9 protein-coding genes are annotated in these 15,133 nt (G+C 72.0%); 7 read left to right on the top strand and 2 right to left on the bottom strand.

Annotated features, from left to right (window positions below; translation table 11 throughout):
* Positions 1 to 4 precede the first annotated feature (4 nt).
* From JOC24_RS02430 to JOC24_RS02440, 3 genes are all read left to right on the top strand, one after another.
* A complete protein-coding gene (locus JOC24_RS02430; protein WP_103514145.1) occupies positions 5 to 580 on the top strand; it encodes a sigma-70 family RNA polymerase sigma factor in 576 nt (191 codons plus the stop codon).
* Positions 581 to 715: 135 nt separating this feature from the next.
* Entirely contained in the window at positions 716 to 2,218 is a 1,503-nt protein-coding gene (gene guaB / locus JOC24_RS02435; RefSeq protein ID WP_205018387.1) for an IMP dehydrogenase, read from the top strand.
* Positions 2,219 to 2,322: 104 nt separating this feature from the next.
* Positions 2,323 to 3,447, top strand: a complete 1,125-nt coding sequence (locus JOC24_RS02440; protein ID WP_205018388.1) for a GuaB3 family IMP dehydrogenase-related protein — start codon at positions 2,323 to 2,325, stop codon at positions 3,445 to 3,447.
* A 69-nt stretch (positions 3,448 to 3,516) separates the two neighbouring features.
* On the opposite strand, the gene JOC24_RS02445 is transcribed toward JOC24_RS02440, so the two are convergent.
* Positions 3,517 to 4,128, bottom strand: coding sequence for a hypothetical protein (locus JOC24_RS02445; protein ID WP_205018389.1), 612 nt, complete (start codon positions 4,126 to 4,128; stop codon positions 3,517 to 3,519).
* Between the two features lie 114 nt (positions 4,129 to 4,242).
* Entirely contained in the window at positions 4,243 to 5,505 is a 1,263-nt protein-coding gene (locus JOC24_RS02450; protein WP_205018390.1) for a nucleotide sugar dehydrogenase, read from the bottom strand.
* Positions 5,506 to 5,759: 254 nt separating this feature from the next.
* Here JOC24_RS02450 and JOC24_RS02455 point away from each other — a divergent pair, with 254 nt between their 5' ends.
* The 4 genes from JOC24_RS02455 (at position 5,760) to JOC24_RS02470 (ending at position 14,907) form a co-directional block, all read left to right on the top strand.
* Positions 5,760 to 7,466 carry a glycerol-3-phosphate dehydrogenase/oxidase gene (locus JOC24_RS02455; protein WP_205018391.1) on the top strand — a complete coding sequence of 569 codons (1,707 nt, stop codon included), beginning with the start codon at positions 5,760 to 5,762 and terminating at the stop codon, positions 7,464 to 7,466.
* 441 nt (positions 7,467 to 7,907) lie between these two features.
* Positions 7,908 to 10,007, top strand: a complete 2,100-nt coding sequence (locus JOC24_RS02460; protein ID WP_205018392.1) for a serine/threonine-protein kinase — start codon at positions 7,908 to 7,910, stop codon at positions 10,005 to 10,007.
* 190 nt (positions 10,008 to 10,197) lie between these two features.
* Positions 10,198 to 13,107 (top strand): protein kinase, encoded by a 2,910-nt coding sequence (locus JOC24_RS02465; RefSeq protein WP_205018393.1) that lies wholly within the window; start codon positions 10,198 to 10,200, stop codon positions 13,105 to 13,107.
* Between the two features lie 117 nt (positions 13,108 to 13,224).
* On the top strand, positions 13,225 to 14,907 hold the full coding sequence (locus JOC24_RS02470; RefSeq protein ID WP_205018394.1) for a serine/threonine-protein kinase: 1,683 nt from the start codon (positions 13,225 to 13,227) through the stop codon (positions 14,905 to 14,907).
* Positions 14,908 to 15,133: the final 226 nt, after the last annotated feature.

Below are 15,133 nucleotides of genomic sequence, written 5' to 3' on the forward strand. Positions count from 1 at the left end.
TCCGATGCGCGAGGACGGGACGACGGTGATCGGTGCACTGGTGCATCGTGCCGTCGACGGTGACGCGCAGGCCACGCACGACCTGCTGGCCCACGTCCATCCCCTCGCCCTGCGCTACTGCAGGTCCCGGCTGAGCAGGCTTCCCGGTGATGCCCGTCACTTCGTGGAGGACCTCGCCCAGGAGGTCTGCGTCGCGGTGCTGATGGCTCTGCCGAGGTACAAGGACACCGGCCGCCCCTTCGAGGCCTTCGTCTTCGCCATCGCCGGCCACAAGGTCGCCGACCTCCAGCGCGCCGCGATGCGGCACCCCGGTTCGACGGCCGTGCCCTCCGACGAGATGCCGGAGCGGCCCGACGACTCCCTGGGCCCCGAGGAGCGGGCCCTGCTCAGCAGCGATGCGGCCTGGGCGAAGAAGCTCCTGGCCAATCTGCCGGAGAACCAGCGCGAGCTGCTCGTCCTCCGGGTCGCGGTCGGGCTGACCGCCGAGGAGACCGGGCAGATGCTCGGAATGTCTCCCGGCGCGGTACGCGTCGCCCAGCACCGTGCGCTGAGCAGACTGCGGGCCCTCGCGGGCCAGTAGGGAACGGTTCCGGAGGCTCCCGCTGTGTGGAGGAAGCCACAGAACCGCCAGGTGATCTTGATCGTGGAATGAGACACCCCGCGAGCCCGTTAGCATGGACATCCGCACCGATCAAGACCATTTGGGGAAGGTGTCATGACTGCATACGTCGACGGAGTGCCTGAGAAATTCGCAACGCTCGGGCTGACATACGACGACGTGCTGCTGCTGCCGGGCGCGTCGGAGGTACTGCCCAACGCGGTCGACACCTCGTCCCTCATCTCGCGCAACGTACGGGTGAACATCCCCCTGTTGTCGGCTGCGATGGACAAGGTGACCGAAGCCCGGATGGCCATCGCCATGGCCCGTCAGGGCGGCGTCGGCGTGCTGCACCGCAACCTCTCGATCGAGGACCAGGTGAACCAGGTCGACCTGGTCAAGCGGTCCGAGTCGGGGATGGTCACCGACCCGATCACCGTGAACCCCGACGCCACTCTCGGCGAGGCGGACGCGCTCTGCGCGAAGTTCCGCATCAGTGGAGTGCCGGTCACCGACCCCGCGGGGAAGCTCCTCGGCATCGTGACCAACCGTGACATGGCCTTCGAGTCGGACCGGACGCGCCAGGTGCGCGAGGTCATGACGCCGATGCCGCTCGTCACGGGACGGGTCGGCATCTCCGGCGTAGAGGCCATGGAGCTGCTGCGCCGCCACAAGATCGAGAAGCTGCCGCTGGTCGACGACGCAGGTGTCCTCAAGGGCCTGATCACGGTCAAGGACTTCAAGAAGGCCGAGCAGTACCCGAACGCCGCCAAGGACGCCGAAGGCCGTCTGCTGGTCGGCGCGGCCGTCGGCGCCAGCCCCGAGGCGCTGGACCGTGCCCAGGCGCTCGCGTCCGCAGGGGTCGACTTCCTGATCGTCGACACCTCCCACGGACACAACAGCAACGCCCTCGACTGGATGGCGAAGATCAAGTCGAGCGTCGGCATCGACGTCATCGGCGGCAACGTCGCCACCCGCGACGGTGCCCAGGCGCTGATCGACGCCGGAGTCGACGGCGTGAAGGTCGGCGTCGGACCCGGCTCGATCTGTACGACCCGAGTGGTCGCCGGCATCGGGGTTCCCCAGGTCACAGCGATCTACGAGGCGGCCCTCGCCGCCCGCGCCGCGGGTGTCCCCGTGATCGGCGACGGCGGCCTCCAGTACTCCGGCGACATCGGCAAGGCGCTGTCCGCCGGAGCGGACAGCGTGATGCTGGGCAGCCTCCTCGCGGGCTGTGAGGAGTCCCCGGGTGAGCTGATGTTCATCAACGGCAAGCAGTTCAAGTCGTACCGCGGCATGGGCTCGCTGGGTGCCATGCAGTCGCGCGGTCAGGGCCGGTCGTACTCCAAGGACCGCTACTTCCAGGCCGAGGTGGCCTCGGACGACAAGCTCGTACCGGAGGGCATCGAAGGGCAGGTGCCCTACCGCGGCCCGCTGGCCAACGTCCTCCACCAGCTGGTCGGCGGCCTCCGCCAGACCATGGGCTACGTCGGCGCCGCGACCGTCGACGAGATGGAGAGCAAGGGCCGCTTCGTCCGGATCACCTCGGCGGGTCTCAAGGAGAGCCACCCGCACGACATCCAGATGACGGTCGAGGCACCGAACTACAGCAGGAAGTAAGGCATCAGCGCAGGTGAGGGGCGGACCGGTGTTCCCGGGACCGCCCCTCACGCGTGCGTCGGGGATACTGGTCAGCGCAGACGTAGAGGAAAGGCCACACCATCGTGACTGAGATCGAGATCGGGCGCGGCAAGCGCGGCCGCAGGGCATACGCGTTCGACGACATCGCCGTCGTGCCGAGCCGACGCACCCGTGACCCGAAGGAGGTCTCGATCGCCTGGCAGATCGACGCCTACCGTTTCGAGCTGCCGTTCCTGGCCGCGCCCATGGACTCGGTGGTCTCCCCGCAGACCGCCATCCGCATCGGTGAGCTCGGCGGCCTCGGTGTCCTCAACCTCGAGGGGCTGTGGACCCGGCACGCCGACCCGCAGGCGCTCCTCGACGAGATCGCCGAGATGCCGGTCGAGACCGCCACCCCGCGCCTCCAGGAGATCTACTCCGCCCCCATCCAGGAGGAGCTGATCGGACAGCGCATCAAGGAGGTGCGCGACTCCGGCGTCGTCACCGCCGCCGCGCTGTCGCCGCAGCGCACCGCGCAGTTCTCCAAGGCCGTCGTCGACGCGGGCGTGGACATCTTCGTCATCCGCGGCACGACGGTCTCCGCCGAGCACGTCTCCAGCGCGGCCGAACCGCTCAACCTGAAGCAGTTCATCTACGAGCTGGACGTCCCCGTCATCGTCGGCGGCTGCGCCACGTACACCGCCGCCCTGCACCTGATGCGCACCGGCGCGGCCGGTGTCCTCGTCGGCTTCGGCGGCGGCGCCGCGCACACCACGCGCAACGTCTTCGGTATCCAGGTACCCATGGCGACCGCGGTCGCCGACGTCGCCGGGGCCCGCCGCGACTACATGGACGAGTCCGGCGGCCGGTACGTGCACGTCATCGCGGACGGCGGCGTCGGCTGGTCCGGCGACATCCCGAAGGCCGTCGCCTGCGGCGCGGACGCCGTGATGATGGGCTCCCCGCTGGCCCGCGCCACGGACGCGCCCGGCCGCGGCCGGCACTGGGGCATGGAGGCCGTCCACGAGGACGTGCCGCGCGGCAAGCTGGTCGACCTGGGCTCCGTCGGCACGACCGAGGAGGTCCTGACCGGCCCCTCGCACAGCCCCGACGGCTCCATGAACATCTTCGGCGCACTGCGCCGGGCGATGGCCACCACGGGCTACAGCGACCTCAAGGAGTTCCAGCGCGTCGAGGTGACGGTGGCGGACTCGCAGCACCGCCGCTGATTTCCCGCGCGGTACGCAGGACGGCCCGGACCAGAGGAATGGTCCGGGCCGTCCTGCGTGTGCGAGGTGTCAGCCGGCCTTCCTGGCACCACCGAACGCCGCGATCGGCCCGAGGAGGAGGAAGAGGTACGTCATGAAGTCGGACAGCTCCTTCCAGGCATCGACGAGGGCGCCGAAGCGGTCGAAGAACACCTCGGAGAAGCCGACTCCGTTGGCCTCCGCGACGAGCATGGCCATACCGATGAGCTGGCCGAAGAAGACGGCGACCAGGGAGAACACGACACTGGCGCCGAGGACGGCGGGGTTCGCGCCGCCGACCTTGCTCGCTGCGAAACCGATCAGGAAGCCGACCCCGACGGCCGCGTACCCGACCTCACGCTCGATGGACCCCGCCAGGACGCCGTACAGGATCGCCGCGACGACCGCCGTGCCGAGCGCGGTCAGCACGCCGAGGCCGATGCCGGAGCCGCCTCGGGGCTGCGGGGGCGTGAACGGCGCACCGCCGCCGAACTGCCCGGGCTGCTGACCCGCGAACGGGTTGCCCGTCGGCGTGCCGGGCTGCTGGTCCGCGTAGGGGTTGCCGGGCGTGGGCTGCTGGCCCGCGTACGGGTTGCCGTCGGCCGGCTGACCGCCGCCGTAGGGCTGCTGCGGCGGGTTCGGTGGCTGTACGGGCTGGCTCATCTGGGTGTTCCCCCTGGGACGGTGCGCACGAGTGTGCGAGAAGTGACGCCGCAGGCTAGCAGCCCGCGCCGACACGGCCCACCGGGAATACCGACGGGTTCGTCCCGGAGTGCGTCAGAGCCGGTGGGCGGCACCCGCCGGGGTGGCTCCGCGGGTGTCCAGGAGCAGTTGGGCCTTCACCGCGAGGCCCTGGAGGTCGTACGTGCGGTGGTGCTGGAGCAGCACCGTCAGGTCGGCTCCGGCGGCGGCCTCGTAGAGCGAGTCGGCACGCGGTACGGGCAGGTCGCGTACCCGCCAGTCCAGGACGTGGGGGTCGTGGTAGCCGATCTGGGCACCCATGTCCATCAGCCGGGTCGCGATCTCGCGGGCGGGCGAGGCCTCCTGGTCTGCGAGGTCCGGCTTGTAGGTGACGCCGAGCAGCAGGACCCTGGCCCCCCGGACGGACTTGCCGTGCTCGTTCAGGAGGGTCGCGCAGCGCTGGATCACATAGCTCGGCATCCGGTCGTTGATCTCCTTGGCCAGAGAGACCATGCGCAACGGGTGCCCGGGCGTACGGCTGTTGTAGGGGAAGTAGCCGGGGTCCACCGGGGCGCCGTGGCCGCCGACGCCGGGGCCGGGGCGGAACGCTTCGAAGCCGAACGGTTTGGTCTCGGCGCACCTGATGACGTCCCAGAGGTCGACGCCGAGGTCGTGGCAGAGCACCGCCATCTCGTTGACCAGGGCGATGTTGACGTGCCGGAAGTTGGTTTCGAGGACCTTCGTCATCTCCGCCTCGCGCGGCCCGCGGGCCCGGACGACCTTGTCGGTGAGCCGGCCGTAGAAGGCGGCGGCCGATTCGGTGCACGCGGGGGTGAGGCCGCCGATGACCTTCGGGGTGTTGCCGTACACGTGGGTGCGGTTGCCCGGGTCGAGCCGGCCGGGGGAGTGGGCCAGATGGAAGTCGCGTCCGGCCCGCAGCCCGGAACCCTCCTCCAGCAGTGGGCGTACGACGTTCTCGGTGGTGCCCGGCGGTACGGCCGACTCCACGAGGACCGTGGTGTGCGGCCGCAGCCGGGCGGCGAGTGCCCGGGCCGCGTCCGTCACGGCGCCGAGGTCGAGCGTGCGGTCGGGCCCCAGGGGGGTTGGGGCGCAGATCGCGGCGGTGCGTACGCGGCCCAGCTCGGCCGGGTCGGCGGTGGGCCGGAAGCCGCCCGAGACCATCCGGCGGATGTCGGAGGCGCTCAGAGATCCCTCGACCGGCGTACGGCCCGCGGAGAGTTCGGCGAAGGGGCGTGGGTCGGTGTCGTAGCCGACGGTTTGGATTCCCACGCCGACGGCTGCTTGGGCGAGAGGCAGGCCGAGGTGACCGAGTCCGATGACAGCGAGGTCTGCGGGCATGCGGGCCGTCCTTTCCCTAAGGCCAAGGGACAGAAAGTGCAACTGCTGTGGACAGCGCAATGTCAGACTAGGCGTAAATATGACCTATATGTCGCATTCTGTGACGCGTGTGGGGCGGGTGTTGTCCACAGGCGGTGGCTGAAGTCGTGGAGCGCGGACAGAATCGAGGGGTGGGCACGGGCGCCCGGCCCCCGGCCGGTACCTGCTCCCGTGCCGTACGACCCCCGACGCACCGGGACTACCGGGAGGCAGCAGTGAGGACAGCGACACTGGGACCCGCGGAGCGCGCCGAAGCGCTGACCGCGATGGCCGAGCGCGAACTGGACGTGCTGGTCGTGGGAGCGGGCGTGGTCGGCGCCGGGACCGTGCTGGACGCGGCCACCAGAGGACTCTCGACCGGGCTGGTCGAGGCGCGCGACTGGGCGTCCGGCACGTCCAGCAGGTCGAGCAAGCTGATCCACGGAGGGCTGCGCTATCTGGAGATGCTGGACTTCGCGCTCGTACGGGAGGCACTGAAGGAGCGCGGGCTGCTGCTGGAGCGGCTGGCTCCGCACCTGGTGAAGCCCGTCCCGTTCCTCTACCCGTTGCAGCACAAGGGCTGGGAGCGGCTGTACGCGGGGTCGGGCGTCGCGCTGTACGACGCGATGTCGGTGTCCTCGGGCCACGGCCGCGGGCTGCCCGTGCACCGGCACCTCTCCCGGCGCCACGCCCTGCGGGTCGCCCCCGCACTCAAGAAGGACGCCCTGGTCGGAGCCCTGCAGTACTACGACGCCCAGATGGACGACGCGCGCTACGTGGCGACCCTGGTGCGCACGGCCGCGGGATACGGCGCGCACGTGGCCAACAGGGCGCGGGTGACCGGATTCCTGCGGGAGGGTGAGCGGGTCGTCGGCGCCCGGGTGCAGGACGTCGAGGGCGGCGAGGAGTGCGAGGTCAGGGCCAAGCAGGTGGTCAACGCGACCGGGGTGTGGACGGACGACACCCAGGCACTGATCGGCGAGCGGGGACAGTTCCACGTCCGGGCGTCGAAGGGTATCCACCTCGTCGTCCCCAAGGACCGCATCCACTCCACGACCGGGCTCATCCTGCGCACCGAGAAGTCCGTGCTCTTCGTGATCCCGTGGGGGCGGCACTGGATCGTCGGCACGACCGACACCGACTGGGACCTCGACAAGGCCCACCCGGCCGCGTCGAGCGCCGACATCGACTACCTGCTCGAACGGGTGAACTCGGTGCTGAACACCCCGCTGGGCAGGGACGACGTCGAGGGTGTCTACGCCGGACTGCGCCCCCTGCTGGCAGGCGAGTCCGACGCCACCAGCAAGCTCTCGCGCGAGCACACCGTCGCCCACCCGGCCCCCGGACTCGTCGTCGTGGCGGGCGGCAAGTACACGACGTACCGGGTGATGGCGAAGGACGCCGTCGACGAAGCCGTGCACGGCCTGGACAAGCGGGTGGCGGACTGCGTCACGGAGGACGTCCCGCTGCTGGGCGCCGAGGGCTACCGCGCCCTGTGGAACGCCCGTGCGAGGATCGCCGCCCGCACCGGTCTGCACGTCGTCCGGGTGGAGCACCTGCTCAACCGGTACGGCTCCATGGCCGAGGAACTGCTGGAGCTCGTCGAGGCAGACTCCTCGCTGGGCGAGCCACTGGCCGGCGCCGAGGACTACCTGCGGGCCGAAGTCGTCTACGCCGCTTCGCACGAGGGCGCCCGGCACCTCGACGACGTCCTGACGCGGCGTACCCGCATCTCCATCGAGACCTTCGACCGGGGTACCCGCTGTGCCCGCGAGTGCGCGGACCTGATGGCGCCGGTGCTCGGCTGGGACACGGGTCAGGTCGAACGCGAGGTGGAGCACTACCGCAAGCGGGTGGAGGCGGAGCGCGAGTCCCAGCGGCAGCCGGACGACCTGACGGCGGACGCGGCACGGCTGGGGGCACCCGACATCGCGCCCCTCTGAACGACTCGGTGACGCCCGGGAGCGGGGCCGGGCCGGCGGGCCGGAACTCCGCCCCCGCAAGGCCCGCTCCGGGGCGCGCCCGAGGGGCCGGCCGCCGTACGCCCGTCCCCGTGCCGGGCGCGCGGAGTCCCGCGTCTCCGCACCCGCAGGGGGCGTTGCCGAGTGCCGGAAGGGCGGCCACAGGGACGTGGCCCGGGACGACGAACCGGGGGAGGTAGGGCGATGCGGTCGTCAGGTGTGGTTCGCTTGGCAGGCTCGCGCTTCCCAGAGCGAGCGGAGTCAGCACCGGCGGGGCGACGGGCAGCGCCCTGAATACCGGCGTGGCAGGGGGTTCCTTGTTCCGGCCGCATCACGGCCGACCCCGGACCCGGCACCACGACCGGTCCCGGGGTGAGGGACAATGAACGCTCTGCCAGGGCGGGTTGATCGCAGAGGGGACGCATGTCGGAGGCGGAGCAGTCGCGGGAGCCCCAAGGGGACAAGGACGGACGTCTCCTCGCGGGGCGGTACCGTCTCGGGGAGGTGCTCGGCCGGGGTGGCATGGGCACGGTCTGGCGTGCTGTCGACGAGACGCTGGGGCGCACGGTCGCGGTCAAGGAACTGCGCTTCCCGTCGGCCATCGACGACGACGAGAAGCGGCGCCTCATCACGCGCACCCTGCGTGAGGCGAAGGCGATCGCGAGGATCCGCAACACCAGCGCGGTGACGGTCTACGACGTGGTCGACGAGGACGACCGGCCGTGGATCGTCATGGAGCTCATCGAGGGCAAGTCCCTTGCCGAGGTGATCCGTGAGGACGGGACGCTGACGCCGAGACGTGCGGCGGAGGTCGGCCTCGCCATCCTCGACGTCCTGCGCTCGGCGCACCGCGAGGGCATCCTGCACCGTGACGTGAAGCCGTCCAACGTACTGATCTCCGAGGACGGCCGGGTCGTCCTCACCGACTTCGGGATCGCCCAGGTCGAGGGCGACCCCTCCGTCACCTCGACGGGCATGCTCGTCGGCGCACCCTCCTACATCTCGCCCGAGCGTGCCCGTGGTCACAAGCCGGGACCGCCCGCCGACCTGTGGTCGCTCGGCGGGCTGCTGTACGCGAGCGTCGAGGGCCGGCCGCCGTACGACAAGGGCTCTGCCATCGCCACGCTGACGGCGGTGATGACGGAGCCGGTCGAGCAGCCGGTGAACGCGGGCCCGCTTGAGGAGGTCATCTACGGCCTGCTGGCGAGGGATCCCGACCAGAGGCTGGACGACGCCGGGGCGCGGGTCCTGCTCAACGCGGTGATCAACGCTCCGGAGAAGCCTGTGGTGCCGCCGGCCGACTCCACCCAGGTCATGGCGTTGCCCACGATCGGCGACTCCACGAGCAACAAGAGCAACAAGACCGACAGGGGCGGCAGAAGCGGCAGGAACGACCCGAGGGGCGGCGGCGGGAAGGCCGCTGCCGGCGCGGCAGCAGCGGCCGCCGTGTCCACCCCGGCAGGCGAGGGCGGTGGATCGGGGGGCGCCGCAGGTCCGGGGCGTCCAGCCACCGCCGGGTCCGCTCCTGTGGGCGGGGCCCCCGGCTCCTCCCCGGCGACCGCTTCGGGCGGTGTGTCCGCGATCGCCGACGGCACCCGGGACCGGCTGCGCGGCGCGCTGAAGTCCGTACGCAACGCGAAGTCTCCGGCGGCCGCTGTTCCCCCGGGGCCCTCGCACGCCCCGGCCGCCACGGCGTCGGTGTCCGGCCCCGGCCGGCCGCCCGGCCGCCCGGCCGGGACCCGCGCGTCGATCACGGACGTCGTGCCGCGCCGCACGCTGGCGGTCATCGCCGGTGTCGTCGTGCTCGCCGTCCTCGGTACGGTCCTCGCGATCACGCTCGGCGACGACGGCGCGGGCAACGAAGGCGGCTCCAAGGGCGACACCGCCGCGTCCTCCGGTGCGACGGGCGGTGGCGAGGCGGCCACCGGCGGAGGCGCCGGCAAGGACGAGGACAGTGGTCCGCGGGGCGACGGCAAGGACGGCCAGGGGGAGGGCAAGGGTGAGGCGTCCGGCGACGCTTCGCCGCCCACGAAGAGCGACGATCCGACCCCCGACCCGGACGCGCTGCCCACCGGATACAAGACGGTGACGAACAAGCAGTTCCACTTCTCCGTGGCGATGCCCGGTACTTTCGGGTTCTACAAAATAGCGGGACAGAGCTCCGGCGCCATCTACAACGTCGACGGCGGGTTCCCGCGCATCCAGATCGACTACAACTCCTCGCCGAAGGACGACGCGGCCGCCGCCTGGGCGGCGGCGGTCGCGGGGACCAAGAGCTTCAGCAACGGCTACAAGCACATCGGGATAAAGAAGGTCGAGTACAACGGCTACCCGACTGTCGCCGACTGGGAGTTCACCCGCAATCAGAACGGCATGCGGGTCCGGGTCCTCAACCGGGGCTTCAAGGCCGACGCCACGCACGGTTACTCGATCATGATCAGCTGCAAGGCGGACGCATGGGACGACGAGGAGTGCAGGACGCTGCGTGAGACGGCGTACGCCACGTTCGAGCCGACGGACTGACCCGTCAGGGCGGGTGAATGGGCGGCCGGGTTGCCGTGACCCGGCCGCGCGGCCGGGACTTGCCACGTATTGTGAGAGACCGAAGACCGTACGGATCCGCAACGGCGGGTCAATCGCACAGTATGTGACCGCAATTGACGGAATGACGCGGTCTCGGTGACCGGGGGACAGCGCGCTCTGGGGAGGCGTCGTGGACGACTACGCGGGTCGGGTGCTTGCCGACCGCTATCGCCTTCCGCTGCCTCCGTCCGATGCGTACGAACTGGCTGAGACCCGGGCCTTCGACACGTACAGCGGGCAGGAAGTCCTGGTGCGGCAGGTCCCGCTGCCGGAGGTGGTGGACGCCGAGGTGCTCGACGCCGAGGGGCTGCCCTCGGCCGGGCGCGCCACCGGACGCACGGTGCGGCGTCCCACCGACCCCGCGGTCCGGCGGGCGATCGATGCCGCGCAGGCGGCGGCGCAGGTGCCCGACCACCCGCGCCTGGAGCAGGTCTTCGACGTGTTCGCCGAGGCGGGATCACTCTGGATAGTGAGCGAGCTGGTCGCCGCCCGGCCGCTTGCCGCGCTCCTCGCGGAGCGGCCCCTCAACCCCTACCGGGCCGCCGAGATCGGCTCCGACGTGCTCACGGCGCTGCGGGTGCTGCACGCGCACGGCTGGACGCACCGCAACATCACCGTCCGCACGGTGCTGGTCTGCGACGACGGCCGCGTGGTGCTCACGGGACTCGCGGCCGGTGCGGCCGAGGAGGCGCTGTGCGGATACGTCCCGGTGCCGCGGCCCGACGACGAGGAGGACGCCTACGGGCCTCCGGCGGTGGAATCGGGCCCCACCGGCCCGTACGAGCCGCCGGCGGTCGAGCCCGGTGCGCACGAGCCGCCCTCGGCCCAGCCCGGTAGCTCGGGCCCGTACGCACCCCGGGCCGTGGAGTCCGGCGTGTACGAGCCCCCCGTGCCGTGCGAGTCGGACGCCGCCCCGGCCGGGGCCGATCCGCTCTCCGTTCCGGAGACCCTGCCCGCACCCCGGGCGGCCACCGACGGTGTGCCGGCCCCCGGCGCCCGTGCCGAGATCGAAGTCGCGCCCCCGGCGCCCCCTGCCCTGCCCGCGGCGCAGCCCGGGGCGGGGAGCGCGGCTCAGCTGCGTGCCGCCCGCGCCGGGGCCATCGCGGCGTACCGGGCCGGTGCCCGTGCCGCGGCGGCACGCGCCGACGAGGACCGTAACCACGAGGACCGGAACGACGAGGACCGGAGTCGTGAGGACCACGTTCCCGAGGGCGGTCCCGACGCGGACGAGCGGGACGAGCAGGTCCTGCGGGATGTTCGGGGCGAGTGGGACGGGCGGGAGGAGCGGGGTGGACCCGCCACCACGACACCCGTTTCCGGACGGCCGCAGCTGACCGGAACCTGGGGCAGGGCGGCCGACGACCCCTACCCGTACGACGACGAGGACGACGAGGACGACGACGAGGACCCCGGTGGTCCCAGGCCACCCCGGCGTGTGCACCTCGCCGGCACGTGGGGCGACGGGCCCGGCGCCGGTCGGCCCGTGCCCGCGGGTGGCTCCGGAGGGCGCGGCGGTTCCGGCGAGGACGCCCTGCGCGCCGACTCCCGGCGCCTCGGCAGCGGGCCCCCCGAGCACCAGGACCGGCTGCCGCAGCCGGTGGCCGCCCGAGCGGCCGCCGGAGGCTGGGACGAGGTCGTCGCCGGACGGGGCGCCACCCCCGCCTACCGGGGCCCGGCGACCCCCCTCGCCGCCGAGCGAGCCCGCCAGGCCCGTATCGCCGTGGTCGGCGCGGTCACCGAGCGGTGGGCGCCCGAGCAGGCCGGGCCGGTCCACGACAACTGGCAGCTCGCCCCGCCCATCGGCCCCTCGACCGACCTGTGGGCACTCGGCGCACTGCTCTACCGTGCGGTGCAGGGGCACGCCCCCTATCCGGAGGAGAACGCCGCCGAGCTCGTCCAGATGGTCTGCGGTGAGCCGCCGGCCTTCGCGGAGGAGTGCGGCCCGCTGCGGCCCGTCGTCGAGTCGCTGCTGCGTCAGGACCCCACCGAGCGGCCCGACTTCGAGGAGCTGCGGGGCTGGCTTCGTTCCCTCGTGCGGTCCGCCCCCGAGCCGGAGGCCGGCGCCGACATCGTCACGATGCCGCCCGTGGACGCCACCCGCCTCCCGGTCGTGCGCCGCAGGGGCGAGCTGGTGCGCCGCCGCTGGGGCCGCGGCGGCGCGGCGCACGGCCGGCACCGTCAGGGGAAGGCCCCGCGCCCCGAGAGGCTTCAGCCGTACGAGCGGCAGCAGGCGCACGAGAGGCCGCCGGCCTACGAGAAGCCGCCCCGCGCGCCCCGGGTCCCCCGCGAACCCAAGGGGCCCAAGGTGCTGCGCGATCCGCAGCCCGGGGGCCGGGCGCCGCGGCGGCTCGGACGGCTGCTGCTGGTGCTGATCCTGCTGGCGATGGCGGCCGCCGTCGCCTACGCCGTGCTGTTCATGCCCGGGCAGGAGAGCGGTGCGGGGGCGGGGACGGCGCCCTCGGGCTCCGCCGCGCCTGTGGACCCGGACCCCGGCAGCAGTCCGCGCAGCCGTCCGCCGCAGTCCGCGGGCCCGTCGGGCTCCTCCGGCGCGGAGAAGCCACAGACCAGCCGCTCGGCAGCCGACCTCGCCCCGGGGTACAAGCTGCGCAAGGACGCCGAGGGCTTCGAGATCGGTGTGCCGGAGGACTGGCAGCGCAGTCCGGCCGGCGCCGACCGTCAGGTCCGTTACGGCAGCGACGGGTTCAGCGTGCTCGTCGTGCCCGGCCGGGACACCGTCAAGGCCAACGGCGGCGACCCGCTGGAGTACCAGCGGACGGCGGAACCCGAGCTGCAGCCCTTCCGGGAGTCCAGCTGGGCCACCTCCACCGGGCTGCGCCGCGTCGACGTCGGAGGACAGGCGACGGCGGAAGGGCAGTTCACCTGGCAGGAGAGTGACGGCCGCCAGGTGTACGTGCGCAACCAGGTCAGGATCGTGGACGGCAGGTACCACATCGTCCAGGTCATGGGTCCGGAGAACGAGCGGGACGAGGTCTCCGATATCTACGAGCAGGCCATCTCCTCCTACCGCACCGGTTCCTGACAGCGCGACAGCGGGGCGCGACAAGCATCACAGTGCGGTCTCGTGAGCGATGTGAGGTTCCGTGGCACCGCCTCCCGTCCGTAACCTGTCGTTCCAAGGAACGGGGCGAGGACACAGGTGGAACACGCACAGGGAACGGACGCGGGAATCGTACTGGCCGGGCGTTACCGCCTGGGTGACGTCCTCGGCCGCGGTGGCATGGGCAAGGTGTGGCGTGCTCAGGACGAGGTGCTGCACCGGACGGTCGCCGTCAAGGAGTTGACCGCCGGGCTGTACGTCGCCGAGGCGGACCGGGCCGTGCTGCACGCCCGCACGCAGAAGGAGGCGCGCGCCGCGGCACGGATCACGCATCCGGGAGTCGTCACCGTGCACGACGTCATCGAGTACGACAACCGCCCCTGGATCGTCATGCAGTACGTCGACGGCCCCTCGCTCGCCGACGCGACGAAGGAGTCGGGCGAGGTCGAGCCGCGCGAGGCGGCCAGGATCGGGCTCCACGTGCTGAGCGCCCTGCGGGCCGCCCACGGCGCCGGCGTCCTGCACCGGGACGTCAAGCCGGGCAACGTCCTGCTCGCCCGGGACGGACAGGTCCTGCTGACCGACTTCGGGATCGCCGCCATCGAGGGCGACTCCACCATCACCAGGACCGGTGAGCTGGTGGGCTCGATCGACTACCTGGCACCCGAGCGCGTGCGCGGTGGTGACCCGGGTCCGGCGTCCGACCTCTGGTCGCTGGGTGCCACGCTGTACGCGGCGGTCGAGGGCAGCTCGCCCTTCCGCCGCACCTCCCCGATCTCCACGATGCAGGCCGTCGTCACGGAGGAACCGCCCCCGCCGGTGCACGGCGGCGCGCTGGCGCCCGTGATCACCGCGCTGCTGCGCAAGGACCCCGCGGACCGTCCGACGGCCGAGGAGACGGAGCGCATGCTGCTGGACGCGATGGAAGGGCGCAGACCCCGTGCCGCGCAGGCGCACGTACCGACGCAGCGGGTCTCCGAGGACGACCTGCGCGCCTACCACTCCACACCGGACGGTTCCACCGCCCGGCTCCCGCAGCACGAGCCGCAGTCCCCGCCACTCGTGCCCCCGCACGCTTCGGCACCCACCACCCGGCGTAGCCGTGGCCGGTGGCGCACCGTCCTGCTGGTCGTCGCGGTGGCCGCCCTGATCGGCGGGGCTGCGGGCCTGGTCGCGATGAACGCGACGGGCGGCGACGCGGACGGGGGCGGTGGCGCGCCAGGCCCGGTCTCCGCCGTCTCCGGGGACCAGGCCGACGGCACGGGTAAGAAGGACGACGGCTCCACGGCGAAGAAGGACGACGAGCCCGCCTCCGAGAAGGTCCCCGACGGCTGGAAGCGGGTCACCGCCCCCGAGGGCTTCAGCCTCGCCGTACCCGAGGGCTGGGAGCGGCTGACGGGCAGCGACCAGATCGACTACACCCCGGACGACGGTGCGCACAGGCTCCGCATCAGCCTCGATCCGCAGCCTGACTTCGACAACTCGTACGCGCACATGCAGAGCATCGAGAAGGACCTGTCCGTGCGTCTGCCGGCCTATGAACGTCTGACGCTGGAGGAGATCGTCTTCCGCGACCGCCCGGGTTCCCGCTGGGAGTTCACCTGGGTCGAGTCCAAGGACCATCCGGGCCCGCGCCACGGCATCGACCAGATGTACTTCGCCGAGCCGGGCGGACCGGAGTACGCGCTCTACATGACGGGGCCCGAGGAGGACCGGGCCGAGACCCGGACGATCTTCGAGAGGATGCTGCGGAGCTGGGAACCCCCGGAGCGGACGGGCTGATTCCGTGCGACTGGACGTGTGATCCTCGCGGCGGCGGCCGAGCGGCTGAAAATTCACCGTTCCCGGGTACCCGATCCCGCGAACAGTGGCGGATCGCCCCTGATCAGCGGTTATGCAGCCAGTGATCACTGGCTGCATGGCCGGGCGTGGCAGAAGTCCCGGGCGGGGTCTGTGAAAACCTGTTACCCACGGGTACCCAAAGTGGGCGGGTCGACATACTCTCGCC

Origin of the sequence: Streptomyces sp. HB132 (genome assembly GCF_016909575.1) — a bacterium.
Taxonomy (GTDB): Bacteria; Actinomycetota; Actinomycetes; order Streptomycetales; family Streptomycetaceae; genus Streptomyces.